This is a genomic window from Cobetia sp. 5-11-6-3 (assembly GCF_013374055.1).
Taxonomy (GTDB): domain Bacteria; phylum Pseudomonadota; class Gammaproteobacteria; order Pseudomonadales; family Halomonadaceae; genus Cobetia; species Cobetia marina.
This window is the reverse complement of the sequence record NZ_BLWJ01000003.1, coordinates 351,801-376,590: the sequence shown is the minus strand read 5'-3', so window position 1 is coordinate 376,590 and position 24,790 is coordinate 351,801. Positions and strand designations below refer to the sequence as shown.

Sequence of the window (24,790 nt, the reverse complement as noted above, 5' to 3'; positions counted from 1 at the left end):
TTGTCTCATGGCACCGGGCCCACGACGAGGAATGTTGGATGCGTCACACGTTATTGTGTTGTCTTTTACTGTTGCCGCTAGGTGTGGCGGGGTGTGCCAGCCATTCACAGCCTCCGAGTGACATGGCCTATTACGATGTCGATCTGCCGGAATTGCCCAAGCTCAAGCGTTACCGTCAGCAGGCCGGCCAACCGCAGGGCCCGGCAGAGCCGCAGCTGGCATCGGGTCCCAGTATCCGGGAAGTGTTGCTGGAAGAGCATGATCGCTGGGCGGGAACGCCCTATCGCCTGGGTGGCACCAACTCACGGGGCATCGATTGTTCCGCGCTGATGCAGCATGTGTTCAGTGACGGTTTCGGGATCGAACTGCCACGTACCACCCGTGATCAGGTCAAGCGGGGCAAGCGTATCGACAAGTCGCAATTGAAGCCGGGGGATCTGGTGTTCTTCCGCCCCTCACGTCGTTACAACCATGTGGGCGTGTATGTGGGCAACGGCTATTTCCTGCATGCCTCCACGTCACGTGGCGTGAAGCTGTCGCGGCTGGACAATGTCTACTGGTCGCAGCACTACTGGCAGTCGCGGCGGCCCATGCCCCACGAGGCCATGCAGATGAAACTGGCCATGCGCAGTCAATGACGACACTCGCATGATGGACAACACCCGGCCCTGGCCGGGTGTTGTCGTTTTCGGCCCGCGAATTCTCGAGCCCCGCCATGTCCGGCAGCCCGCCTCATGGGCTTTCGCGTACCACGGAATGTTCGATCACGAAGTCGACGAAGGCCTGTTCGGCCCGCGACAGCCCGCGCTCACGTCGCCAGGCCAGCGACAGGTCCAGCCAGGCGGGTTCACTGAAGGAGATGGCGGTGAGGTTGTTTTCCTCACGGTCATCCTCCACCACGCGCTTGAGGAAGGTGGTGATACCGAAGCCGCGTGACACGATCGCCTTGTTGAGCGCGATCAGGTTGGATTCGAAGGCGATACTGGGAATCAGGCCGTGCTGGCTTGCCAGACGTTCGATGAAATCGCGATGGAAATAACCGCGCTTGAAGACGACCAGCTCTTCAGCGAAGAACGCTTCGAGGCTGATGTGCTCCCGTGTCGCCAGCGGGTGGTCGTTGGGCAGGCAGACCACCATCTCTTCGCGCAGGAAGTGCTGGCTGACCAGCCCGCTGGTGGCGCTGCCGGGGTGTTCCTCGACGATGACGCCCAGATCCAGCTCGCCATTGTCGATCATCTTGCGAAGACTCAGGGTGCCGCCCTCGATCACGCTCAAGGTGATATCAGGGTGGCGCGCCTTGAAGGCCATCAACAGGGGCGGGAAATAGTAGGACCCCAGCATCGAGGACACGCCGATGCGTACCTCACCTTTGACCAGGCCATCCAGTTCGGCCATGGCCAGGGCCGCTCGCTGCGCCTGTTGCAGCAGAGAGCGTGCATGCACGAGCAATGTCTCACCGGCGGGTGTCAGACTCACGCCCTTGGTGCCACGTATCAGCAGCGGCTGGCCCAGCCGGGTCTCCAGGTTGGCGATCGACTGACTGACGGCCGACTGGGCCAGTTGCAGCGCCATGGCGGCGGCGGTGAAGCTGCCGCGCTCCGTGACACTCACGAAGATCTCCAGTGCCCGCAGATCGAAGGGCAGTTTCATGTCGCGCTCTTCATGTCTGACGCCATCCTCATCCGTCTCCCTTGTCCCCGACCCTGACCGGCGTCCCTTGCGGCCATCACGCCGTCCAGTCCCCTGGACGTCATTCACCATGCGCAGGCGGTCTGACGGCGTGAGGCCTGCAGGCCAGTGGGTCAGGCTCATGGGTATCACTTTTGCTGATGGCTGGCATCATGTCGAGCTATTTTACTGATGGTGTTCGAGGGCGCAGACTCACGCCATCCCCATGATTGACTGCAGGTACCTGATGGCTTCATCGCTGAGTGCGTCTTCCACCGCCCCATCCGCCTCGGGGCATCACGACACTGCCGGGCAGCCAGTGCTGCCGTCTCCTCTCAAGGCGCACGGCCGTGATTGGCGACGCATGACCCAGGCGTTGTGTCTGGGCTCCTTCGTCGTCTTCATCAATCTCTATGTGGTGCAGCCGATGCTACCGCTGCTGGCGACCGACCTTGGCCTGAGCTCGCTGCAGGCGAGTCTGTCGTTGTCGGTGACCACCCTCACGCTGGCATTGGCGTTGCTGGTCTTCGGCCCGTTATCGGATGCACTGGGACGGCGACGTCTGCTGCTCTGGACATTGGCCGGGGGGGTGGCCTGCTCGGGACTTGCCTTGCTGGCTGAAGGTTTCTGGTCGCTGTTGGCAGTACGTGCGTTGCAGGGCTTTCTGCTCGGGGGCTTGCCGGCGGTCGCGGTCGCCTACATGAGCGATGAGATGGAACAGCCGGCGTTGATGGCTGCGGTGGGGCTCTATATCAGTGCCAATTCGCTCGGCGGCATCAGTGGGCGGGTCGCTGGAGGATTCGTGGCCGAGCACTGGGGCTGGCAGATGAGTTTCGCGGTGATTGGCGGTATCAGCCTGTTGCTGCTGGCGGCGCTGTGGCAGTTGCTGCCGCGTCAGCGACGTTTCGTGGCACAGCCCTTCCATCCGGCCAGCATGCTGGCAGGGCTGGGGCGCCATCTGCGCAATCCGCGGCTGTGGCCGGTGTTTCTGCTCGGTGGACTCAACTTCTTCATCTTCGTGAATCTCTACAGCTACATGACCTTTCGCCTGAGCGCGGCCCCCTGGTCTCTGGGGAGCCAGTGGTTGGGATTGCTGTTTCTGACCTATCTGGCAGGCACCTTCGGTGCCTCGCAGTCCGGCCGGTTGGCACAGCGTCTGGCCGCCGGGCGTGGGCAGTCACTCGTGCAGGGAGCGCAGCGACAGGAGGAGCAGGATGGTGCGCAACGCCGCGGCCAGGCACTGACCATGATGCTGGGCACCGCGCTCTTGATTCTCGGCACTCTGGTCACGCTGAGCCATTCGTTGATCGGCATGCTGGCCGGCCTGAGCCTGAATGCCTTCGGCTTCTTCCTGGCGCATGCCACCGCGTCGGCCTGGGTCGGGCGCAATGCCGAAGGGGCGCGGGCCAGCGCCAGCGCGCTCTACCTGACGGCTTACTATCTCGGGGCGAGCCTGGGCGGCTTCTGGCTGGAGCCCTTCTGGCAGCAGGCAGGGTGGCCAGGGGTGGTGGTGGGTGGCGTCAGCGTTCTGCTTGTCACCCTGGGGTTGGCGATGCTGTGCTGGCGACGGGCTACGCCGCAGCATTGATATCCACCGTGAGATTCTTGCCTGACACGCAAACGGCTCGCCAGATGGCGAGCCGTTTGCGTGTCAGTGGCAGGCGAGTCGATCCGACGGTGAGGCTCAGTGCGCCGGGGCGTCATCTCCCCAGATTTCCTCGAGACGGTCATCACGGCCACAGCCCGCGCGATAGAAGCGATAGCGCACTGGGTTCTTCTGGTAGAAGTCCTGGTGATATTGCTCGGCGGCATACCAGGGGCCCGCTGCCTCGATCTCGGTGGCGATGCCTTCGGGGAATCTGTCCTTCAAGTCGTCGAGGCTCGCCTGGGCGGCGTCTTGCTGTGCTTCATCCACCGGATAGATGCCACTGCGGTATTGGGTGCCGGCATCGCAGAACTGACGATCCACCGCGATCGGATCGATGTTGTGCCAGAAGACCTCCAGCAGGGTGTCATAGCTGACCTTTTCAGGGTCATAGACCACCTTGACCGCCTCCGTATGGCCAGTCTTGCCGGCCGAGACCTGCTTATAGGTGGGATTGTCCGTCTCGCCTGCCGTGTAGCCGGACGTCGTCGAGATCACGCCGTCAAGCTTGTCGAAGGGGCCTTCCATGCACCAGAAGCAGCCACCGGCGAAGATGGCGACCTCCTGGCCTTGAGTGACACCCTCGGCGACGCCTCTGGGCGCCTGTTCCGGGTCAAAGGCATTGGCGTGGCCGGCAATCAGCAGACCGCCAAGTAGGCTGGCAAGCGGTGTGAGACGTTTGAGCGCAGAGGAGGGGAATCGCGTGTATCGGGTCATGGTGTCTCCGGGAAAGGCGTCGTTCCTTCGAAGTGAGAACACGGAAATCTCCATGTCTCGATGGGCCGCGAGGTGGCTTGCCTTGCCATTCCCTCACTGCCTGTATCAGGGCTCTACGCGAATCAACGCGGGATGGATGCGAAGATGTCGTATGAAACGGTACTGTTACCGTGATCATGATGAGGTCGTTCGCGTCATCATGACCTGATGAGTGCATCCAGTCAGCAACGCGTCTCGTAAGGACACGGTACATCCCAATGACATGCCCATGACGGCAGGAATCGAAAAGGAAATCGCCAGTGAATAAACGCAAGTTACTGCTTCTGGGCGCCATCGTCGCTGCCATCGTGGTCTTCTTTGCCAGTGGGGCACAGGACTACTTCACTCTGCAGAGCCTCAAGGCCAGTCAGTCGGAATTTCAGGCACTCTTCGAGGAATCGCCGTTCAAGGTCGCGGGTACCTTCTTCGTCGTCTACGTGGCGATGGCGGCACTCTCGCTGCCGGGTGCGGCATTGCTCACCCTGCTGGGCGGCGCCCTGTTCGGGTTTGGCTGGGGTCTGTTGTTGATCTCCTTCGCCAGTACCATCGGTGCCACCCTGGCCTTCCTCATCTCCCGCACGCTGTTGCGCGAAAGCATCGAGAAGCGCTTCCGTCGTCAGCTGGAATCCCTGAATCGCGGGGTCGAGCGTGAAGGCGGCTTCTATCTGTTCACTCTGCGTCTGGTGCCGGTCTTCCCGTTCTTCATCGTCAATCTGGTGATGGGCCTGACCCGCATGCGTGTGGTCACCTTCTATGTGGCAAGCCAGCTGGGCATGCTCGCCGGTACCGCCATCTACGTGAATGCCGGTCGCGAGCTGGGTCAGCTGGAGTCGCTGTCCGGCATCCTCTCGCCGGGGCTGATCGCCTCCTTCATCGCGCTGGGCCTCTTCCCGCTGATCGCCAAGAAGATCGTCGGCGTGCTGCGCAAGCGCAAGCAGCAGGCGGCCTTCGACAAGCCGAAGACCTTTGACTACGACATGGTCGTCATCGGTGCCGGTTCCGCCGGGCTGGTGACCAGCTATATCGCCTCCGCCGTCAATGCGCGTGTCGCGCTGATCGAGCGTCACAAGATGGGCGGTGACTGCCTCAACACCGGCTGCGTCCCCTCCAAGGCGCTGATTCGTGCCGGGCGTGCGGCTCATGAGATTCGTCAGTCCCAGCGCTTCGGGATCACCGCCAATGAGCCGGAAATCGACTTCGCCAAGGTGATGGGGCATGTGCAGGACGTGGTCGAGAGTGTCGAACCGCATGACAGCATCGAGCGTTACGAGAGTCTGGGCGTGGAAGTCCACACCGGCAATGCCAGACTCAGGACGCCCTGGGAAGTGGAAGTCGATGGTCGCGTGCTGACCACGCGCAACGTGGTGATCGCCACCGGTGCCCGCCCGCGTGTTCCTGCGATCCCCGGTATCGAGCTGATCACGCCGCTGACCTCTGACAATCTGTGGGATCTCAGGGTGCAGCCCAAGCGTCTGGTGGTGCTGGGCTCCGGCCCGATCGGCATGGAGCTGGGGCAGAGTTTCGCGCGCCTGGGCAGTCACGTCACCATCATCGAGGGTGCCCCGCGGGTGATGCCGCGTGAAGACGAGGAAGTCAGCGCGCTGATGCACGAGCAGCTGGCCGGTGAGGGCGTCGACCTGCGCATCAATTCCACCGCCACGCGCATCGAGGTGCTCAAGGACAAGGACAGTCAGCCGATGCGCCATCTGGTCGTGAGTTCTCCCGACGGCGAGGAGAGCTGGATCGAGTTCGACGAGCTGCTGGTGGCCATCGGACGCGAAGCCAACGTCGAAGGCTTCGGTCTGGAAGAGCTGGGCATCGCGGTCTCCGAGCGCGGCACCATCGATGTCTCCGAGTCGCTGCAGACGCTGCAGCCGAACATCTGGGCGTGTGGCGATGTCGCTGGCCCCTACCAGTTCACCCATGCGGCAGGTCATCAGGCATGGCACGCCGCGGTCAATGCACTGTTCGGCGGCCTGAAGACCTTCAAGGTCGATTACCGCATCATGCCGATGGTCACCTACACCGAGCCGGAAGTGGCGCGGGTCGGCCTCAACGAGACCGAAGCCAAGGCGCAGGGCTATGACTATGAAGTGACCCATTACGAGATGGGCGAGAGTGACCGTGCCCTGGCCGAGCGTGCGACGGAAGGCTTCGTCAAGGTGCTCACCGAGAAGGGGCGCGATCGTATCCTGGGCGTGACACTGGTCGGTGCCTATGCGGGGGAATGGCTGGCGGAATTCACCATGGCGATGAAGCATGGCATCGGTCTCAACAAGATCCTGTCCACCATCCATCCGTATCCGACACTGTCCGAGGCCAACAAGGCGGCAGCAGGCATGTGGAAGAACGCCCACAAGCCGGAAGGCGTGCTCAAGGTGCTGGATCGTTACTTCACCTGGCGCCGCAATGGACGCTTCGAGCCGACCAAGACACGCCAGGCGGATGACGCCACCCCTCCCGTGACGGTCGACAAGCACTGATCCTTTCCCATGCCGCGAACCTGCTCGTTCAGGGTCGCGGCATCTTGCTATCAGGAGAAACCTCCATGGCTACGACATGTCTGCCGGGGCGACGTCGCGCACTGGCATTGATGGGTGGGTCACTGGTGTTGATGGCCGGCATGAGTGCCATGCCCTGGGCCACGTCACTGGCGTACGCCGCCGATGCCGCCAAGGGGCGGGCAGTGCCGATGCTGGCTGCACTGGAGTGGAACGTGATCGCCGACAAGGCACGCGGTCAGCGCATCGACTTCCACGCCTGGGGCGGGAGTGAAGCCACCAACGCCTATCTGCGCGCCCAGGCAGAGATCGCGGCACGTGAGCACGGTATCGAGGTGCGTCATGTCAAGATTGCCGATACCGCCGAGAGTGTCTCGACCTTGCTGGCCGAGAAGGCGGCGGGGCGCAGTGATGGCAGTATCGATGTCATCTGGATCAACGGCGAGAACTTCCGCGCGCTCAAGCAGGCCGAGCTGGTGTGGGGACCCTTCGTCGAACGCCTGCCCAACAGCGAGTATCTGCTCGAGGAGATCGGTGCGCGTGACTTCGGGCTCGCCACCGAGGGAATGGAGGCGCCATGGGGGCGTGCCCAGCTGATCTTCATGTACGACAGTGCCTTGCTGGAATCGCCGCCACGTTCGATGCAGGCGCTGCTGGACGTGGCGAAGGCCAACCCCGGGCGCGTGACCTATCCGCAGCCACCGAGCTTTCATGGCACCACCTTTCTCAAGCAGGCGTTGCTTGAGTTGATGCCGGGTGAGCAGCGTGAGCTGCTGGCTGCGCCGGTGGCGAGTGATGCTCTGTTCGCTGAGGTGACCGCACCGCTGTGGGACTATCTCGATGCACTGCATCCGCTGATGTGGGCGCAGGGCGAGCGACAGCCAGCCGGCGCCGAGGAGCAGATGAAACTGCTGGCTCAGCGCAGTGTCTGGATCGCGCTGACCTTCGTGCCCCAGGAAGTGGCCAATGCCCGTCAGGAAGGGCGGCTGCCACCGACCATTGAGCCGTATATCCATGACGGCGGCACTCTCGGCAATGTGCACTATCTGGCGATTCCGGCCAGTGCGCCTCACAAGGCGGCCGCATTGGTGTGGGTCAATCAGTTGATGTCCGCCGAGGCACAGGCTGCCAAGGCGGACCCCTCACGCTGGGGTGACGAGACGGTGCTGGACGTGACGCGCCTGCCGGCGGCACAGCGCGCTGCCTTCGACGCCTTGCCGGAGCTTGCGGGTGGCATGTCGCCCGAAGCGCTGGGCACGCCGCTGAGCGAGCCGCATCCCAGTTGGACCGATGCACTGGAGGCCGAGTGGGCGCGACGCTATCGCAACTGACGCAATGGCTTGCCGAGCGCTGGCGTGCTGAGCGCCCGGCGGGTCGCCTGGCATTGACACCGGCTCGCCTGCTGCGCTGGGCGGTATTGCTGTTGTTGCTCGGCCCCACGGCGCTGGGACTGGCAGGACTGGTCGCACCGGCCCTCGGGCTGTGGCCGGCGCTTGGCTTCGAGGAGGTCTCGGCGATCGCCTGGCAGCGCTGGTGGGCCTTGCCGGGACTGGCCGACGGACTGCGTCTGACCCTGGTCAGCGGGATCGGCGGCACGCTGCTGGCGGTACTGCTGACCATGGGCTGGCTGGCCGCGGCCGCCGGTACCCGTTTCGGCGAGCGCCTCGAACGCCTGCTGGCACCGGTGCTGGCGATGCCGCATCTGGCGCTGGCTCTGGGGCTCTTGTGGCTGGCCGCCCCCAGCGGCGTGCTGATGCGACTGCTGCTGGCACCCTTCGAGGTGCTGGTCCCCCCGCAATACCCTCTGCCGGACGCGCATGGCATCACGCTGGCGCTGGGACTGGCACTCAAGGAAGCGCCGTTTCTGATGCTGATGGCCCAGACGGCGCTCTCGCGTCTGCCGGTCACCGCGCAACTGCAGGCGGGCCAGGCGCTCGGCTACAGCATCTCCCAGCTGCGCTGGCGAATTCTGATGCCGCAGGTGATGAGGGCCATCGCCCTGCCCATCGGTGCCGTGCTGGCTTATTCGCTGGCGGTGGTGGATGTCGCTCAGGTACTGGGGCCGACACGTGCGCCGACCCTGGCGGTGCGTCTGGTCGAACTGTGGCGTGACAGTGACCCGAGCTCACGTCTACCGGCCAGTGTCGGGGCACTCCTGCTGGCACTGCTGGTCATCGTGGTGATGGCGCTGGGTGCCGCTGTGGGACGTTATCTGTTGAATCGCCATCGTGACTGGGTGCTCGACAACCCTGCACCTCGGGCGGCGGTACGCCCGGGGCGCAAGGGGCAGCGCGGGCGCGTGATCCGCGTCCTGCTCGGCACGGTGACGGCAGTCTCGCTGCTGGCCTTTGCCGTGATCGCCGTTCAATCGCTGGCCAGAAGCTGGTTCTTCCCGTCACTGCTGCCGGCTCGCTGGGGGCTGGAAAGCTGGCAACAGGCGCTTTCAGGACTGGGTGGAGCCTTCAGCAACAGCCTGTGGCTCGCCGTGCTGGTCGCCACCCTGGCGGTGATGCTCAGTGTGGCGGTCTTCGAGCGTGAGCGTGAGGTGGGTCGCCTGCGAGGCTTCGTGGTGTGCCTCTACCTGCCGTTGCTGCTGCCTCAGGCAAGCTTCCTGTTCGGTTTCCAGGTCGGCTGGCTGAGCCTCGGCGCGGATCCGGGCTGGGTGGGGGTGGTGATCGGCCATCTTCTGTTCGCCTTGCCCTATGCCTGGCTGACGCTGGCCGGCCCCTGGGTCCGCTTCGACGTGCGCCTCGAGCAGGCAGCACGACTGCTGGGGCGCTCGCGGCTTGAGGTGCTGATCGGCATCCGGCTGCGCTTGATGCTCAGGCCTCTGGCCATCAGCTGGGCAGTGGCCTTCGCGGTCAGCATCGCGCAGTACGTGCCGACGGTGGTGCTGGGCGGTGGACGCGTCCCCACCCTGACCACCGAGACGCTGGCGCTGGCCACGGGGGCGGATCCTCGCCTGACGGCGGTCGCGGCCTGCCTGCAGGCCTGTCTGCCGTTGCTGATCTTCCTGCTGGCGAGAGCCGTGCCTGCCGGGCGCGCGCTGGCACCGATACGTGGCTGACGCCTGACACCTTCCCCATTCAATCATTCTGGAGTCGATGAAGCATGCTGGACAAGTGGACCTCACGCTGGGTACAGCCACCCTTGAAACGCCTGGCACGTAGCGCAGCGGAACGCGGTCTGCATCCTGACCAACTGACGCTGGCTGGCTTCGTCATCGGCATGCTGGCATTGCCGCTGCTGGCCTATGGGCAATTCGGGTTGGCACTGATCGCGATCCTGATCAATCGGGTAGTGGATGGGCTGGATGGTGCCCTGGCGCGTCATGCGGGCTTGAGCTCGGACGCCGGCGGCTTTCTGGATATCTGTCTTGATTTCCTGTTCTACGCCGCCGTCGTGGTGGGCTTTGCACTGGCAGACCCGGCCACCAATGCCATGCCGGCCGTGGCGTTGCTGTTCGCCTTCGTGGGCACGGGATCCAGCTTTCTGGCCTTTGCCATCATGGCGGCCAAGCACCAGCTGGAGCGACCCAATTTCACCCGCAAGGCCTTCTATTATCTGGATGGCCTGACAGAAGGCACCGAGACGATCGGCTTCTTCGTGCTGGCCTGTCTGATGCCGCAACATTTCGCATGGCTGGCGTGGGTCTTCGCGGCGGCATGCATCCTGACCACGCTGACGCGCGTATGGGGAGGGTATGTCACCTTGCGGGCCCAGGACCGCAGCGAGCAGCACGGCACCGACCCGGACTGATACGTGCCAAGCGCGGTACCTGGCCCTGCAGGTGACTCGTCCCGTCATCTTTTTTCATCGCGTTGTTCAAGCGCTCCGGAGTCTTGCCAATGAAAACCACTTCCCGTCAGTTGTCTTGCTTCCTCCCCATGCTCGCGGCAGTCGCCTCCAGTGGCCTGCTGGCGGCGGCGATGCCCTCCGCGGCGCTGGCGGCTGACCAGACCTTCACGCCGGCCGAGATTCTCGCCTGGGGCGAGAAGACCTTCGAAGGCCAGACCGCGTATCGCGTGGTGGAGCGCGAAGGCCGGCCCGCTCTCGAGGCGCGTGCTCAGGGCCAGGCGTCCGCGCGCTATCTGGAGCAGGATATCTCGCTCGAGGAGACGCCCTATCTGAAATGGTGCTGGCAGGTGGACAGCATCTATCCGGGCGTGAACGAGAAGACCAAGGGAGGGGATGACTACCCGGCGCGCCTCTATGTGGTCAACAAGACCGGCATCCTGCCGTGGCAGGTAGAGGCCATCAATTACGTCTGGTCCAGCAATGAGGCGAAGGACAGTCATTGGGACAATGCCTTCACTGACCGCGCCGTGCTGCTGGCGGTGGAGTCCGGTGATAAGAAGGTGGGGCAGTGGGTCGCCGAGGTACGCGACCTGCGTGCCGACTACTCGGCGCTGTTCGGTAGCACGCCAGACGAGATAGCCGGGCTTGCGTTGATGGCTGACGGTGACAATGCCGGAGGCGACGCCACGGCGCTGTTCCGTGGGCTGAGCCTTTCCAGTGATGCCACGCCGCCCAGCTGCGGCGCCTGATCTGCAGAGCGAATCCCCGGGAAGCCTCATCACAGACAGCATCATCAGAACCGGGCTTCAGAACCGGGCCTGAGAACCTGGTTTCAGACATGAAAAAGCCCCGCGACCGAGAATTCGGTGGCGGGGCTTCAGGTTCAGGCGTCACACATTCTCGTGTGAAGCACTCATCGGGCGACAGGGCCACCCGATGAGGGAAGGGGCGGAGCTTAGTGCTCCACGCCACCTTCACCGTGAACGTGGCCGTGTTCCAGCTCTTCGGCGGACGCTTCGCGCACGTTGGTGATCTCGACGTCGAAGTTCAGGGTCTCACCGGCCAGCGGGTGATTGCCATCGACAGTGACGGTGTCGCCTTCGACCTTGGTGACGGTGACCATCAGCGGGCCACCCTGGGTCTGTGCCTGGAACTGCATGCCGGCTTCGATCTCTTCGACGCCCTGGAAGGCTTCACGCGGCACTTCCTGCACCAGCGCTTCCTGGACATCACCGTAACCTTCTTCCGGAGAGACAGCGACTTTCAGCTTGTCGCCGGAAGTCTTGCCATCGAGTTCCTTCTCGAGGCCCGGAACGATGTTGCCGGCACCGTGGATGTAGGCCAGCGGCTCACGGCCTTCGGAGCTATCCAGCACTTCACCTTCGTTGTTGGTGAGGGTGTAGTGGAAGGATACGACGGCATTCTGGGCGATTTGCATGTTGAGGGCCTTTCGATAGGTATATGAACGGTCAATGGTAACGTGACCCTGAGGTGGCTGTCAGGGGGCTACGAGGAAAAATCCCGCGTATCGCGTGGCTTGCAGCTTGTTGAACAGCCATCCTGCAGGGCATGTCATCCACGTCACCGTGTCTTGAAATACTAGGTGACGCCCTGAAGGAGGCTTTTCAACCCGGTCCCCGAATTTTTTCTTGCCTGTTGCCCCGGGTGAGACTATACGCCTGCGCGAGCTTCCAGGGCGGGAAGGCGACGGGCATGGAGGAGAGAGGGGCTTGAGGGAAGATTGAGGGAAGAAGGAAAGGGGGAGGAACAGGAGAGAAGAAAGAGGAGAACACGAGAGAAGAAAGGGGGAGCTGGCCGCGCTTCGCTGTACGAGGCAGGGCAACTTCAGGCGCCAATCACGGTCTCATGACCAATGACCGACAATGGTTGGTGCTGTCCGCTTGCGAGGGCATCGGGGGGCCGTTACTCTGCCTGTTCAGACCGCGAATTCTGACGCGGGCCTTTCGTTACCGGCTCCGCTCGCAAGGTCTGCCCCGTGGCCGCTGGCGGGAAACGACAATCACATGTTCCATGCGACCCTATCTTTCAGGAGAGAATTTCGATGACCGTGACACTGATCTGGCTGGTGAGCTTCGCCGCGCTCTTCATGCTGTGCTTGAACCGTTGGGAGGGCTCGCTGGGTGCCACCGTCAAGCGCATCCTGCCGGATGCCCTGAGCATCGACAGCGGTGATCGCTATGTCTGGGGCGCAGCGCTTGCCGTGCTGGGCGCTACTTTCATCGTCAACCCCATTTCCATGCTGATGGCGCTGATCATGCTGGCACTGATCGCCTTCATCGGCGGCAAGCTGATCTGCTGGGGCATGAGCAAGGTCAAGATGCACTGATCTGCCTTTATCATCCCGGGAGGCTTCAGTCCGCGTGTGACGCGCTGATCCGTTGCCTCCCACGGACACACGAAGGCCGGGCATCTGCCCGGCCTTCGTGTGTCTGGCACGCCTGTTCTCACCGTCGGTCTCTGGTCTTCACAGCCAGGTGGAGAGCGTGATGGAGCCGAACTGATCGCTTTCCTGTTGGGTCTCGAATTCGTGCGTGCGCCAGACATTGACGAAGGCGAGCTGCCAGCGCTGCCAGCTCAGGGCAAAGCCGAGCTGGACATCTCCTACCAGCGGGCGACGGTCCACCGAGTCACTGTCCTCAAAGCTGTTGCCGTCCAGCAGCATGTTGCGCGCCACGGCACGGCCTTCCAGATTGGCGAACAGATACCAGGCGAATTCACCATCCGGCTCGAAATACTGACGCCCGCTCTGGGAGGGAGCGACGGTCGGGATGCCGTAGCTGCGTGACAGTCCCTGGCCGATGCGCACACCGCCCCCCACGCCGGCGTAGGTATACAGGTTGCCCAGCGCCATCGAGGCAGAGGGGCCGTACTCCATTTCCAGGCCCCCCAGGCTTGCCGGCAGCCACAGCTGGCTCTGCCAGCCGGCATTGACCACGGCTTCATTGTGAAGCTGATGGTCCCAGCCCTGTGGGTCATCACTGCCGGTGATCTCGTGGACTCCCTTCTGCGCCTTCTCGGCACCTGAGGCGGGACCGACGATACCGAGATCCAGATTGAAGGTATCGACCCGTCGCCAACCCTCTCCCTCTTCACCGGCGAACAGCGAAAGGCCACCGAACAGATAGCCCGCATAGGGGCGGTCATCCTCGTTTGGTTGCTCGCGAGTGATGTCGTTGGGGGTATAGATCTGCTGTCCGAAGCGATAGGCCGTGGCATCCAGGCGTGCAGCGCTGAAACCGGGCACCCAGTCGGCGAAGGCGCGAGACCAATGCTGATCCGGTGTCGCGAAGGTATAGCTCAGCGCAAACCCATTGGTGTAGTGGCCGTCATCGCCGGAGGCGAGAAGGTCATTCTCGACCTTGAGAGACAGCACGCCACCCTCGTCCTCGTCGGCTTCCACGATGGGGGCCAGCGCCACCGCGCCGAGCATGATCAGCGCCAGCCCCAGCCGTCGCGTGGAGAAGGCGGGAGCCATCTGCGGGACATGGCGGGTGACGATAGCCGTACACGGACTCTCATCACCAGAACAGCGGTGTCCGTGGGAGGAACAGGTCAAGGATGACGCGCTGCAAGGCGTCTGGCGGGCGCTCTGAGGAGAATCTGTAGGACGGGCAGTGACGGGACGCATCGCAACTCCTGGGACGAAAAGTTGTACACAGAGTCTAGTTAAGCTGCATGTGTATAACTTTGCACAAAAAATCACGATTTCATAGCCTGTTAATCAATAGATGACCAATGGATCACTCCGTACGGCGCGCCGCTCATGCGTGAGGAAGAGAAAGAGAGAGCAAGGGCAAGAGAAAGAGAAAGAGAGAGGAAAATATCGATACGCCAGCGTCAGGCGCGTGCGAGGGGCCAGGCAAGCGCATGAATACCGGGAAGGCGAGGGCAGCAAGCAAAGCCGCAAAACGGCAGGAGCCTCTTGAGTGCAGAGAGGCCTGCAACAGAAGTCGTTCAGGGAGGCAAGACACTGAATGGCTGGCACCCGGCAAGGGCACCAGCCATCAAGAGGATCAATACGGGGCGACGCTCAGGTTGGCGCCGTAGCCGACCAGGCGGACACGCTGGCCAACCGAGAAGGCGGTATCGGCCTTCTGGACGACGATGAGGCTGTCGCCAGCATCGCGACGCACCTCGATCTCGTAGGCGTCGATCTGGTCGACGTTGTCGGCGATCGACTTGCCCGCGACGCTACCGCCGATGGCACCGGCGGCGGTCGCGATCGCGCGGCCGGAACCGCCACCGATCTGGCTGCCGAGCAGGCCGCCGACGACGGCGCCACCCAGGCCGCCAAGCACGCCACTGCCTTCATCCTGTGCCTGGATCTGCACCGGGCGCAGCGAGGTGATGGTGCCGTAGCTGACGGACTGCGCGCGCTTGGCCTGATCGCCGGTGTAGACGTTGCCGGAATAGATATCGCTGTTCGCGCAGCCACCCAGTGTCAGCAGGCCAATGGCGATCACTGGCAACCAGCGTGCCGAGCGTTTCGCGTCAGGACGTCGTTGTGAGTGGGTCGGGAAGCTCATGATGTATTTCCTCGCAGGAAGCGGTGCAACATTCGGTTGTGATGAGGTCATGGGGTGTGGAGGCCGATGACGACGGATGAGAGAAGCTGGCTGGCACGTCCGTTGGCCGCCACCGTGTCGTTGCGCTGTCGAGGGACGAAACAAGGCACCCCGTGACAGTGCGAGAACACTGTTTCCTAACAGTATAGACCACGCCGCCATTCTCGGGTTCCCCTGCACGCCATCCCGGGCGGGAGCACCCGTGCCACTGTTGCGTCGCGCCCCATGCACCGAATTCTGGAACGACGAAGACACGCAAGCCCGCGTGAACGGGCTTGCGTGTCTTCGGATGGTGACCCTCGGTCAAGTCTCTGTCTCGCCGAGGGTTGTCTGCTGTCTGCAGGGAAGTGCTGGGATCAGAACTGGTCTTCCTCGGTAGAGCCGGTGAGGGCGGTGACGGAGGAGTTGCCACCCTGGATGACATTGGTCATGTCATCGAAGTAGCCGGTGCCGACTTCCTGCTGGTGTGCCACGAAGGTGTAGCCCTTCTCGGCGGCGGCAAATTCGGCTTCCTGTACCTTCTCGACGTAGTGCTTCATGCCTTCGCCCTGGGCATAGTCGTAGGCGAGATCGAACATGTTGAACCACATGTTGTGGATGCCGGCCAGGGTGATGAACTGGTACTTGTAGCCCATGTCCGAGAGTTCCTGCTGGAACTTGGCGATGGTGGCGTCGTCGAGGTTCTTCTTCCAGTTGAAGGAAGGCGAGCAGTTGTAGGCCAGCAGCTGATCCGGGTATTCCTTCTTGATCGCTTCCGCGAAGCGGCGTGCTTCCTCGAGGTCCGGCTTGGCCGTCTCGCACCAGATCAGGTCGGCGTAGGGCGCGTAGGCCAGACCGCGTGCGATGGCCTGATCCAGGCCGGCATTGACGCGATAGAAGCCTTCGTCGGAGCGCTCGCCGGTCAGGAACGGCTTGTCGTAGTCGTCGACGTCAGAGGTGATCAGGTCAGCGGCGTTGGCATCGGTACGCGCGATGACCAGCGTCGGCACGCCGGCCACGTCAGCGGCCAGACGCGCGGCGACCAGCTTCTGCACCGCTTCCTGGGTCGGCACCAGCACCTTGCCCCCCATGTGACCACATTTCTTGACCGACGCCAGCTGGTCCTCGAAGTGCACGCCGGAGGCGCCCGCGCGGATCATGGCGGTCATCAGCTCATAGCCGTTGAGTACGCCACCGAAGCCTGCCTCGGCATCCGCGACGATGGGCGCGAAGTAGTCGACGAAGCCGGCATCGCCCGGATTGGCCCCTTTCTGCCATTGGATCTGGTCGGCGCGACGGAAGGTGTTGTTGATGCGCTTGACCACGGTCGGCACGGAATCCACCGGGTAAAGGGACTGATCCGGGTACATGGCCTCGCTGGTATTGTTGTCAGCGGCGACCTGCCAGCCGGACAGGTAGATGGCTTCGATACCGGCCTTCACCTGTTGCATGGCCTGGCCACCGGTCAGAGCGCCAAGACAGTTGACGTAGCCCTTCTTGGCATCACCATTGACCAGTTTCCAGAGCTTTTCGGCACCACGCGTCGCCAGGGTGTTGGCTTCCTGGACGGAGCCGCGCAGGCGCACCACATCCTCTGCGGAATACGGGCGTGTCACGCCTTCCCAACGTGCATTTTCGGCCCAGTCCTTTTCCAGCGCTGCAATCTGTTCGGCACGTGATTGAGTCATGGTGCATCTCCTGATGGCTTCGTCGCAGGGCCTCGAGGGCGCCTGGCATGTCGTGGTGTCTTGTGTCTGTTGCCGTGTCATCTGGTGAATCAGGGCGGGACCTGGTCAGAGACTGGCGTGCGGAAATGTCGTGAGACCCTCCGGGCTGCCTGCCGCTCATCGCCGCCAAGCGCTATCCATCATTTGTCATTGTCATCGTGGGATAGCGAGATCATCGTTTGTTGTTGTGGGTCTTGAAGTCGTGTCGGTCAGGCGAGTTCTCTCGAGCAGTACCTGATGGCAGCCCTCGCGCATCTCAGGATGAGGCTGCAGAGTCAGACGCTCGAGCCAGGGCTGCAGGAAGTAGAGGCTGGCCTCCAGGACTGGCACCGTGCAGTTCGCAAGTCTTGCCGTGACGCGGGGAGGGCGGCCATCCGGCGCTCTGAGGCGCGCGATGAGCTCCCCCCAGCAGAGCGCCTCTCGCACACTGCCGATGTGAGCGATATCGAGCCCGGCATGGCGTTCGCCGCGATGCCGCGCGGCGGCCAGCGTCCAGAAGGCCAGCGGGAGGGGGCGTCCGGCGATCATGAGCCCCTTCACGGCTTGCTCAAGCCCGGGTAGCGCGAGGCGTGAATCAGCCGCCAGTCCGTCACCCTGACGTGCCACCTGCCAGGTATCGTCGCGCAATCCCGGCTCCGGTCCCGTCGACGCCGGCTGCGAGGTCCCATCGAATCGTTGCCATTGCCAGTCGTTGCCTGCGAGGTGCCAGCGCTTGTCACGGCTCAGATGACAGATCGTCTGTGCCTGTGCAGCGGTCGGTTCTGGTGGAACGCTGGACAGGAGGTCGATCATCGGGCGAGCCAGTCTGGCGAGGCGTGCCTGCATCTCTCGGGAGTGCCACAGCTCACTCTGGGCTTCCTCCAGTGGCTTCCCCGTGATGCCACTGGTGGCGCTGCGTCCCGGCACATGGCTGCTGACGTTGGCCATGGCGCTCCCGCTGGATGTGGCAAGCGTTGCAGAGGGTATGCCATGCATGGGGAGGCCTCCTGATTGGCGATGCCGCAATGCAGCGTGATGGGGATGACTCCTAGCATCGCTGTGAATCATCGCGTTGTCTTTCATTCCTTGGTCGTATTAAAACGACCGTTTCATACCGTTTCAACGCTGAGGATAATTCGCATGACAAACGAGTGTTTTAATATTTTCAATATCATCATCATGTCAGGTTTCATGGGCCTTGGGGAATGATGACTTGGTCACGTTTCACGTTGTAGCCAGACTACAAGATATTTGAAGGCATAAAAAAACCGGCCCCCACAGGGTGCCGGTTTCTGGTGACAAAACGTCGCTTTTCAGTTGAGAATCAAGCGCATGCTGCGGTGCGGTATCCCGGCATCGATGAATTCCTCACCGAAGGCCGTGAAGCCCAGGCGTTGATAGAATTCCAGAGCGTGGATCTGGGCATCGAGCAGTACCTCTGCGTGACCCGCCTGGCGAGCGGCATGAATGGCCGCCTCCATCAGGCGTAGACCAAGCCCCAGCCCCCGTGCCTGGGAGAGCACGGCGACGCGACCGACATGGCCATCCGGCAGCAGGCGAGCGGTCCCGACGGCACGCCCTTCAAGGCGTGCCAGGAAATGGACGCACTGCTCGTCGCGGCCGTCCCATTCCTCGTCCTGCGGGACCTGCTGCTCTTCGATGAAGACCACGCGACGGATCTCGCTGGCCTCATCGGCGAGGGTCTGCCAGTCACCGCGTTCCAGACTGATCATGGCGTCACTCATGCGTCATCTTCCTCCTCGTCCTCTTCGTCCTGCAGGTCGCATTCCAGAATCAGACTGCCGCGATTGACCAGCGCCGTGAGCAGGCTGACCACGGCCTTGCGATCAAGGTCGGCCGTCGTGTAGTCAAGCAACACCGCCGTCAGGCGTTCGCTGGAGGCCAGCGCTTCCGCGAGCGCCGGGGTCGCGGGGACGCCATCGCCATCGACGAACAGGGTGCTGGTGTCATTCTCACCGTGACGGAAGGCGAAGCGCGAGCCCAGCGAGCGCACCAGTACGCCTTCATCTTCCAGATACTCGACCAGCTCATGCGTCTTGAGCGCCGGCTCACGGGCGGCGAGCTGCTCCAGATACTTGGGCTGGGTCATGTAGCGACCGAACCACTGGGCCAGCTGGGCCGGGTTGTCCAACGTGCTGAGCAACAGTTCGCGTACGCGCTCGAGCGAGGCGTCGTCCAGCTCGCCGGCATTGGCGACCGGTGCCATGCCCTGGTCACGGTAGCGCAGCGATTCCGGCAGGCTGGCGCCCAGGTAATCGGCATAGGAGGTGACGACTTCATCGGCGGAAGGGGCACGGAAGCCGACCGAGATGGTCATGCAGTCATCGGACTGGCTGACGCCGTGGTGGGCCAGACGCGGCGGCACGTAGAGCATGTCGCCCGGCTCCAGCACCCAATCCTCGCCCGGTGTGACCTCGAAGTGCTTGAGGATGCGCAGGTCGATGCCATCGATGATCTCGGCGTCATCACCGTGCATGCCGCCCAGCTGCCAGTGACGCTGGCCTTGCGCCTGGAGCAGGAAGACATCGTAGTTGTCCAGGTGCGGGCCGACGCTGCCGCCGGTGGGCGCGTAGCTGATCATGATGTCATCGAGGCGCCAGCGCGGCAGGAAGGTGAAGGGCTCGAAGAGGGCAGCGACGTCCGGGACGTAATGGTCCACTGCCTGCACCAGCAGGCTCCACTGGCTGTCGTCCTTGGCGTCGAGACGCGCGAAGGTGGCGTCATCGAAAGGCCCGTGGCTGACCTGCCAGGCCTTGTCGGGACCATGCTCTTCCACCAGGCGTGCCTCGATGCCGTCCTCGCAGGCCAGTCCCGCCAGTTCATCGGCTTCCAGCGGCGTCTCGAAATCCGCGAAGGCGCCGCGAATCAGCAGCGGCTTCTGCTGCCAGTAGTCGCGCAGGAATTCGCGGATGCTCAGGCCGCCCAACAGTGCCAGTGGCGTGTCGGTGTCGTGGGGGGCGGGGGATGTGCTCATGCAGAACCTCTCGAACGTGAGCCGCGGCCCTTGGTGGGCCTGCGTGTCTCGCGATGACGTCGGTGAAGCCGCTTCCGGTTGGCTGGCGGCAATGCGATCCATGCCGGCCCGCGTGGGGCGTGACATGTCGTGCGCACTGACGTGGATACGTCAGTGGTCGTGAATTCATGGTCGTGAATACATGGTCGTGCAACGAGCGCCGCATGCAGCGCGTCGCCTGATGCCTGCTGTCTGATGTGTAATACGTGATACGTGATACGTGATACGTGATACGTGATACGTGATACGTGATGCGTAATGCATGACGCCGGAGCAGAGGCCCCGGCGTCATCTGACATGCAGTGCGCAATGTCGCTTAGAGCGCCTTGGCCTGTGCAATGGCGTTGCCGATGTAGCTGGCCGGGCTCAGAGCCTTCAGCTCGGACTTGACGTCTTCCGGCAGTTCCAGCGTCTCGATGAAGGCGGCGAAACCGGCCTGGTCGATGCGCTTGCCACGGGTCAGCTCCTTGAGCTTCTCGTAGGGCTTCTCGATGCCGTAACGACGCATGACGGTCTGGATAGGCTCGGCCAGCACTTCCCAGCTGTTGTCCAGATCCGCGTTCAGGCGTTCCGGGTTGGCTTCCAGCTTGCTGATGCCCTTCAGGGTCGCCTGGTAGGCGATCAGGCCCTGTGCCAGACCGGTACCGAGATTGCGCAGCACGGTGGAGTCGGTCAGGTCACGCTGCCAGCGGGAGATCGGCAGCTTCTGCGCCAGATGGCCCAGCACGGCGTTGGCGATGCCCAGATTGCCTTCGGAGTTCTCGAAGTCGATCGGGTTGACCTTGTGCGGCATGGTGGAGGAGCCGATCTCGCCGGCCACGGTGCGCTGCTTGAAGTACCCCAGCGAGATGTAGCCCCAGACATCACGATCGAAGTCGATCAGGATGGTGTTGAAGCGGCAGACGGCATCGAACAGCTCGGCGATGTAGTCGTGCGGCTCGATCTGGGTGGTGTACGGGTTGAAGGTCAGGCCGAGGCTCTCGACGAAGGTTTCGGCATTGGCCGCCCAGTCGATGGCCGGGTAGGTGGTCAGGTGGGCGTTGTAGTTGCCCACGGCACCGTTGATCTTGCCGAGCATCTCGATGCGTTCGATCTGGGCCAGCTGACGGCGCAGACGCGCGGCGACGTTGGCCATTTCCTTGCCCAGGGTGGTCGGGCTGGCAGTCTGGCCGTGGGTACGCGACAGCATCGGCTGTTCGGCGTGCTGGTGGGCCAGTGCGACGATGGCCTCGGTCACTTCACGCATCTGCGGCAGCAGCACGTTGTCCAGACCGCCACGCAGCATCAGGGCGTGAGACAGGTTGTTGATGTCTTCACTGGTGCAGGCGAAGTGGATGAATTCGGTGACGGCGTTGAGCTCAGCGTTGCCCTCGACCTTCTCCTTCAGGAAGTACTCGACCGCCTTCACGTCGTGATTGGTGGTGCGTTCGATGTCCTTGATGCGCTGGGCATCCTCGACACTGAAGTCGCTGACGATGGCGTCCAGCACGGCGTTGGCTTCCTTCGAGAAAGCCGGCACTTCAGCGATCTCGGCGTGGGCGGCCAGGCGCTGCAGCCAGCGCACCTCGACGGTGACACGGGCACGGATCAGGCCGAATTCACTGAAGTGCTCGCGCAGGGCCTCGGTCTTGGCGCCATAACGGCCATCGACAGGAGACAGAGCGGTGAGGGCGGACAGCTGCATGATGAGAATCTTCCGATGGTGGCAGGACAGGACGTGCTGCCAGTTCAAGTGTCTCGGAACCCGCTTGACGGGTTCCAGCGTTGTTGAAGCGAATTCGGGGTGCGCGCGGTGTTGCCTGGCGGGCGTGCAGCCGGCCAGGCGAGCCGGCATCAGTCCAGCTGGCGCAGGGATTTCTTGAGCGCGGAGCGCTGGAAGATCAGCTTCCAGCGACGGCCGCCCTGCTGGTCCCACAGCAGCGCGAAGCGTACGCCGGCCAGCAGGGCGCAACGGATGCGCTCTGGCATCATGCGTTGCTGCAGCAGACCGGGATCGCCCTGCACCACGATCCGGTAACGGAAGGTGGAGAGGGTCTGCTGGTAGAGCTCGCCGAGGCTTGCGATCACGTTCTCGTGGGTCGGCCCGAAGTGCTCGGCCTGGCCCTGGATACGCGTCAGGCCTGCCCCCAGCTTGTCCAGCATGTCCGGGTCCTGCTTGAGCTTGCTCATCAGCATCACCAGCGAGAAGCCATAGCGCATCACCACAGGGGAGACCTGACGCCGATCCATCACCGCACTCACGGTGTCGATGCCCAGGCGCAGGCGGTTGTGATGCCCGCCGTAGATGGCCTCGAAGCTTTCCGGGTTGGTGTCCAGAGTGGCGTTGACCAGGGTTTCCCAGGCGCGCTCATCGCACTGGCCATGACGGGCGAGCTCATCGACCAGCGCGGCCGCCTGGAAGACGCCCGCCAGCGAAAGCGCCTGGCGGGTGGTGGTATCAGTGACGGGACGGATCGGCACGCTGGTCATTGCGCGGCAGACTCCTCGGGGCCAGAGAGCGGGGCGGCGGCCATGCTGCTGGCCGCTGCCGGAAGTTTCCAGGCGGCATCGATCACGCCGCCACCCAGACAGATGTCGCCAAGATAGAAGACGGCTGACTGACCGGGCGTGACGGCACGTTGTGGCTCATCGAAGCGTACCTCGACACGCTGGCCGTCATTGACGATCAAGGTCGCGGCCTGATCTTCCTGACGGTAGCGATTCTTGCAGCGGATACGCAGTTCGCCGTTGGCATCGGCCGCGGGCGGCTCGCCCGCCACCCAGTCGACGGACTCGGTGCTCAGGACCTGGGTGTAGAGCAGCTCGTGGTGCTTGCCCTGCACGGCGATCAGCACGTTGCGCTCCAGATCCTTGGCACAGACGAACCAGGGAGCGTCCGGATGGTTGCGCAGTCCGCCGATGCCCAGGCCCTGGCGCTGGCCGAGGGTGTAGTACATCAGGCCCATGTGCTCGCCGATGACCTCGCCGTCAGGTGTCTCGATCTTGCCCGGCTGGGCCGGCAGGTACTGCTTGAGGAAGTCGGCGAAGCGTCGCTCACCGATGAAGCAGATACCGGTGGAATCCTTCTTGCGCGCGGTGACAAGCTCATGCCTTTCGGCGATGGCCCGCACTTCGTGCTTCTCCAGTTCTCCCACCGGGAACAGGGTGCGCGCGATGGCGGACTCCGGCACGGCGTGCAGGAAGTAGCTCTGGTCCTTGTTGGTGTCCAGGCCCTTGAGCAGGCGCGCACGACCGTCACGCACGCCGCCACGCACGTAGTGGCCGGTGGCGATCAGCTCGGCACCCAGCATCTCGGCATACTCGAGGAAGACCTTGAACTTGATCTCCCGATTGCAAAGGATGTCGGGATTCGGTGTGCGACCGGCCTTGTACTCGGCCAGGAAGTGCTCGAAGACATTGTCCCAGTACTCCGCGGCGAAGTTGGCGGTATGCAGCTTGATGCCGAGCTTGTCGCACACGGCCTGGGCATCGGCCAGGTCTTCGATGGCGGTGCAGTATTCGCTGCCGTCATCTTCGTCCCAGTTCTTCATGAACAGGCCTTCGACCTGGTAGCCCTGCTCCATCAACAACAGGGCAGAGACAGAGGAGTCGACACCGCCGGACATGCCGACGATGACCTTGGTTCCGGTACCGGTTTCAGCGGTCATCAGTTCTCTCGTCACCCGCGTGGCCGCGAGTCGTCACAAACAGGGGAGGCGGCGGATACGTCATTCTGGCACCGCTTGATTGACCGCGATTATACCTGAAGGCGTGGGTGGGATTCACCCCGCCTGCAGCCTCTGACGCACGGCAGGTGCCTGAGCGGTCACGAGGGCGCGTGTCAATCGTGGATGACGTCGAGCGGGAAGCGCTTGCCACGCAGGCTGTCGCGGATACGGCGGGTCACCAGCGGGCTGCGCAGACGCCCCATGGCCTCCAGCTGCTCGATTTCCTCGAGAGTCAGCCAGTGGGTCCTGACGATGTCAGGGTCGAGTGGCGTGTTCAGGTGCTCCAGCGCCGCTGCCTCGAAGCCATGCGAGTGGAAATGGGTGCCATCCTCGGCAACGTGCACGTACAGGCCAAGATAGCCAGTCAGCAGGATACGCCAGGCCGTTTCCTCACGTACCTCGCGCTGCACGCCATCAATGATGCGCTCGTGGGGCTCGAGGTGGCCGGCCGGCTGGTTGAACAGCGTCGCGGGGCCGCCCTTGTCCTCTTCGACGATCAGGTAGCGCCCGGCGCGTTCCACGACACAGGCAACGGTGGCATTCGGGGTCCAGCGTGCAGCCATCAGGATTTTCTTCCTTTCTTGTGGGAGGGGGGGCGCGAGGAGGAGGGACGCGAAGATCCGCCGCTGCGTTTGCCTGCGGCTGCCTTGCCCGACGCTGGCTTGCCGTCGGCATGGTGGCCGGCCTGCCTGTCGGACTGTCGAGGCTTGCGTTTGTCGGCACCCCTGGTGCGCTGCTTCGGCCCCGAGCCGTTCTTGCGCTCCCCGGAGCCGCCGCCAGCGTTCCTGCCACGAGCGGGCGGGCGCGCCTGGCGTGGCGGCACGGGCATCTCGACCTCCTCGCTGCGCCACTCGCCGGGTGCCAGGCCATCGAGCTTCCAGGGGCCGATGGCGGCTCGGACAAGGCGCAGTGTCGGCAGACCGACATGTGCGGTCATCCGGCGTACCTGTCGATTGCGACCCTCGCTGATGATGATCTCGAGCCAGTGGGTGGGAATGCTGGCACGAAAGCGCACGGGAGGTTGCCTTTCTGGCAACGCCGGTGGGTCGATGAGCCTGACCTTGGCCGGTCGGGTCATGCCATCCTTGAGCTCCACGCCGGCTCTCAGCGCGGCGATGGCCTGCTCATCAGGGGCACCTTCCACCTGCACCCAGTAAGTCTTGGGTTGCTTCTTCTTCGGATGTGCGATCTGGTGGGAGAGCGCGCCATCACTGGTGAGCAGCAGCAATCCTTCCGAATCGTAATCGAGGCGTCCGGCGGCATAGACATCCGGCACGTCGATGAAGTCCGCGAGGGTCTGACGGCCCTGATCGCGGTCGGTGAACTGCGTCAGAACGCGGTAGGGCTTGTGTAGCAGATATATGAGAGACATGGTTTAGACTTTTGTCGCGGCTGCCGTATAAGCCTACT

The 24,790-nt window shown here is 63.3% G+C and carries 21 protein-coding genes and 1 pseudogene; 8 read left to right on the top strand and 14 right to left on the bottom strand.

All coding sequences use genetic code 11. From position 1 onward, the window contains the following. Positions 1-122: 122 nt before the first annotated feature. A complete protein-coding gene (locus HXS66_RS07465) occupies positions 123-638 on the top strand; it encodes a C40 family peptidase (protein WP_205632728.1) in 516 nt (171 codons plus the stop codon). A 94-nt stretch (positions 639-732) separates the two neighbouring features. Here the strand turns inward: HXS66_RS07465 and HXS66_RS07460 are convergent, their stop codons facing one another. After that, positions 733-1,650, bottom strand: a complete 918-nt coding sequence (locus HXS66_RS07460) for a LysR family transcriptional regulator (RefSeq protein WP_176503195.1) — start codon at positions 1,648-1,650, stop codon at positions 733-735. Positions 1,651-1,915: 265 nt separating this feature from the next. Between HXS66_RS07460 and HXS66_RS07455 the strand changes: the two genes are divergently transcribed. Beyond that, positions 1,916-3,256 (top strand): MFS transporter, encoded by a 1,341-nt coding sequence (locus tag HXS66_RS07455; protein WP_176503194.1) that lies wholly within the window; start codon positions 1,916-1,918, stop codon positions 3,254-3,256. A gap of 96 nt (positions 3,257-3,352) precedes the next feature. Here the strand turns inward: HXS66_RS07455 and msrA are convergent, their stop codons facing one another. Then, complete coding sequence (gene msrA, locus HXS66_RS07450) at positions 3,353-4,030, bottom strand: peptide-methionine (S)-S-oxide reductase MsrA (protein ID WP_176503193.1); 678 nt, start codon at positions 4,028-4,030, stop codon at positions 3,353-3,355. 299 nt (positions 4,031-4,329) lie between these two features. Between msrA and HXS66_RS07445 the strand changes: the two genes are divergently transcribed. From HXS66_RS07445 to HXS66_RS07425, 5 genes are all read left to right on the top strand, one after another. Continuing rightward, the gene (locus tag HXS66_RS07445) at positions 4,330-6,552 is read left to right on the top strand and encodes an FAD-dependent oxidoreductase (RefSeq protein WP_077375383.1); all 2,223 of its coding nucleotides are present in this window, start codon (positions 4,330-4,332) and stop codon (positions 6,550-6,552) included. A 65-nt stretch (positions 6,553-6,617) separates the two neighbouring features. Then, entirely contained in the window at positions 6,618-7,901 is a 1,284-nt protein-coding gene (locus tag HXS66_RS07440; RefSeq protein ID WP_255303148.1) for an ABC transporter substrate-binding protein, read from the top strand. Then, the gene (locus HXS66_RS07435) at positions 7,877-9,637 is read left to right on the top strand and encodes an ABC transporter permease (protein WP_176503192.1); all 1,761 of its coding nucleotides are present in this window, start codon (positions 7,877-7,879) and stop codon (positions 9,635-9,637) included. Before HXS66_RS07440 ends, HXS66_RS07435 begins: the two co-directional genes overlap by 25 nt. Positions 9,638-9,681: 44 nt before the next feature. Further along, a complete protein-coding gene (locus tag HXS66_RS07430; RefSeq protein ID WP_176503191.1) occupies positions 9,682-10,329 on the top strand; it encodes a CDP-alcohol phosphatidyltransferase family protein in 648 nt (215 codons plus the stop codon). An 89-nt stretch (positions 10,330-10,418) separates the two neighbouring features. Next, complete coding sequence (locus HXS66_RS07425) at positions 10,419-11,117, top strand: DUF3047 domain-containing protein (protein WP_255303145.1); 699 nt, start codon at positions 10,419-10,421, stop codon at positions 11,115-11,117. Positions 11,118-11,323: 206 nt separating this feature from the next. Here the strand turns inward: HXS66_RS07425 and HXS66_RS07420 are convergent, their stop codons facing one another. After that, positions 11,324-11,806 carry a peptidylprolyl isomerase gene (locus tag HXS66_RS07420; protein WP_065392558.1) on the bottom strand — a complete coding sequence of 161 codons (483 nt, stop codon included), beginning with the start codon at positions 11,804-11,806 and terminating at the stop codon, positions 11,324-11,326. Between the two features lie 624 nt (positions 11,807-12,430). Here HXS66_RS07420 and HXS66_RS07415 point away from each other — a divergent pair. Further along, positions 12,431-12,715, top strand: a complete 285-nt coding sequence (locus HXS66_RS07415; protein ID WP_077375371.1) for a hypothetical protein — start codon at positions 12,431-12,433, stop codon at positions 12,713-12,715. A 138-nt stretch (positions 12,716-12,853) separates the two neighbouring features. On the opposite strand, the gene HXS66_RS07410 is transcribed toward HXS66_RS07415, so the two are convergent. From HXS66_RS07410 to HXS66_RS07360, 11 genes and pseudogenes are all read right to left on the bottom strand, one after another. Then, a complete protein-coding gene (locus HXS66_RS07410) occupies positions 12,854-13,864 on the bottom strand; it encodes a lipid A deacylase LpxR family protein (protein WP_217622059.1) in 1,011 nt (336 codons plus the stop codon). 538 nt (positions 13,865-14,402) lie between these two features. Further along, positions 14,403-14,915 carry a glycine zipper 2TM domain-containing protein gene (locus HXS66_RS07405; RefSeq protein WP_077375365.1) on the bottom strand — a complete coding sequence of 171 codons (513 nt, stop codon included), beginning with the start codon at positions 14,913-14,915 and terminating at the stop codon, positions 14,403-14,405. Between the two features lie 395 nt (positions 14,916-15,310). Next, on the bottom strand, positions 15,311-16,621 hold the full coding sequence (gene aceA, locus HXS66_RS07400; RefSeq protein ID WP_077375362.1) for an isocitrate lyase: 1,311 nt from the start codon (positions 16,619-16,621) through the stop codon (positions 15,311-15,313). A 192-nt stretch (positions 16,622-16,813) separates the two neighbouring features. Further along, entirely contained in the window at positions 16,814-17,587 is a 774-nt protein-coding gene (locus HXS66_RS07395) for a hypothetical protein (RefSeq protein ID WP_176503190.1), read from the bottom strand. A 365-nt stretch (positions 17,588-17,952) separates the two neighbouring features. Beyond that, the gene (locus HXS66_RS07390) at positions 17,953-18,384 is read right to left on the bottom strand and encodes a GNAT family N-acetyltransferase (protein WP_077375356.1); all 432 of its coding nucleotides are present in this window, start codon (positions 18,382-18,384) and stop codon (positions 17,953-17,955) included. Beyond that, positions 18,381-19,634 (bottom strand): cupin domain-containing protein, encoded by a 1,254-nt coding sequence (locus HXS66_RS07385; protein WP_077375354.1) that lies wholly within the window; start codon positions 19,632-19,634, stop codon positions 18,381-18,383. Before HXS66_RS07385 ends, HXS66_RS07390 begins: the two co-directional genes overlap by 4 nt. Positions 19,635-19,989: 355 nt before the next feature. After that, complete coding sequence (gene purB, locus HXS66_RS07380; protein WP_176503189.1) at positions 19,990-21,357, bottom strand: adenylosuccinate lyase; 1,368 nt, start codon at positions 21,355-21,357, stop codon at positions 19,990-19,992. A gap of 149 nt (positions 21,358-21,506) precedes the next feature. After that, positions 21,507-22,142, bottom strand: a complete 636-nt coding sequence (gene hflD, locus HXS66_RS07375) for a high frequency lysogenization protein HflD (protein ID WP_077375348.1) — start codon at positions 22,140-22,142, stop codon at positions 21,507-21,509. Continuing rightward, on the bottom strand, positions 22,139-23,320 hold the full coding sequence (gene mnmA, locus HXS66_RS07370) for a tRNA 2-thiouridine(34) synthase MnmA (protein WP_077375345.1): 1,182 nt from the start codon (positions 23,318-23,320) through the stop codon (positions 22,139-22,141). The genes hflD and mnmA overlap by 4 nt, the downstream gene beginning before the upstream one ends. A 173-nt stretch (positions 23,321-23,493) precedes the next feature. Continuing rightward, the gene (locus HXS66_RS07365; RefSeq protein ID WP_136938838.1) at positions 23,494-23,943 is read right to left on the bottom strand and encodes an NUDIX domain-containing protein; all 450 of its coding nucleotides are present in this window, start codon (positions 23,941-23,943) and stop codon (positions 23,494-23,496) included. Between the two features lie 221 nt (positions 23,944-24,164). Then, positions 24,165-24,752: pseudogene (locus HXS66_RS07360) on the bottom strand (pseudouridine synthase); the annotation flags it as partial. Between the last annotated feature and the right edge of the window lie 38 nt (positions 24,753-24,790).

Bases quoted from the DNA above. Each gene is read 5' to 3' on its own strand.
- HXS66_RS07395 (WP_176503190.1), bottom strand. From the start codon at position 17,587: ATGGCCAACGTCAGCAGCCATGTGCCGGGACGCAGCGCCACCAGTGGC.
- HXS66_RS07415 (WP_077375371.1), top strand. From the start codon at position 12,431: ATGACCGTGACACTGATCTGGCTGGTGAGCTTCGCCGCGCTCTTCATG.
- HXS66_RS07385 (WP_077375354.1), bottom strand. From the start codon at position 19,634: ATGAGCACATCCCCCGCCCCCCACGACACCGACACGCCACTGGCACTG.
- HXS66_RS07365 (WP_136938838.1), bottom strand. From the start codon at position 23,943: ATGGCTGCACGCTGGACCCCGAATGCCACCGTTGCCTGTGTCGTGGAA.
- purB (WP_176503189.1), bottom strand. From the start codon at position 21,357: ATGCAGCTGTCCGCCCTCACCGCTCTGTCTCCTGTCGATGGCCGTTAT.
- HXS66_RS07405 (WP_077375365.1), bottom strand. From the start codon at position 14,915: ATGAGCTTCCCGACCCACTCACAACGACGTCCTGACGCGAAACGCTCG.
- HXS66_RS07465 (WP_205632728.1), top strand. From the start codon at position 123: ATGGCCTATTACGATGTCGATCTGCCGGAATTGCCCAAGCTCAAGCGT.
- mnmA (WP_077375345.1), bottom strand. From the start codon at position 23,320: ATGACCGCTGAAACCGGTACCGGAACCAAGGTCATCGTCGGCATGTCC.
- aceA (WP_077375362.1), bottom strand. From the start codon at position 16,621: ATGACTCAATCACGTGCCGAACAGATTGCAGCGCTGGAAAAGGACTGG.
- msrA (WP_176503193.1), bottom strand. From the start codon at position 4,030: ATGACCCGATACACGCGATTCCCCTCCTCTGCGCTCAAACGTCTCACA.
- HXS66_RS07410 (WP_217622059.1), bottom strand. From the start codon at position 13,864: ATGGCTCCCGCCTTCTCCACGCGACGGCTGGGGCTGGCGCTGATCATG.
- HXS66_RS07440 (WP_255303148.1), top strand. From the start codon at position 6,618: ATGGCTACGACATGTCTGCCGGGGCGACGTCGCGCACTGGCATTGATG.
- HXS66_RS07430 (WP_176503191.1), top strand. From the start codon at position 9,682: ATGCTGGACAAGTGGACCTCACGCTGGGTACAGCCACCCTTGAAACGC.
- HXS66_RS07455 (WP_176503194.1), top strand. From the start codon at position 1,916: ATGGCTTCATCGCTGAGTGCGTCTTCCACCGCCCCATCCGCCTCGGGG.
- HXS66_RS07420 (WP_065392558.1), bottom strand. From the start codon at position 11,806: ATGCAAATCGCCCAGAATGCCGTCGTATCCTTCCACTACACCCTCACC.
- hflD (WP_077375348.1), bottom strand. From the start codon at position 22,142: ATGACCAGCGTGCCGATCCGTCCCGTCACTGATACCACCACCCGCCAG.
- HXS66_RS07390 (WP_077375356.1), bottom strand. From the start codon at position 18,384: ATGAGTGACGCCATGATCAGTCTGGAACGCGGTGACTGGCAGACCCTC.
- HXS66_RS07460 (WP_176503195.1), bottom strand. From the start codon at position 1,650: ATGAAACTGCCCTTCGATCTGCGGGCACTGGAGATCTTCGTGAGTGTC.
- HXS66_RS07425 (WP_255303145.1), top strand. From the start codon at position 10,419: ATGAAAACCACTTCCCGTCAGTTGTCTTGCTTCCTCCCCATGCTCGCG.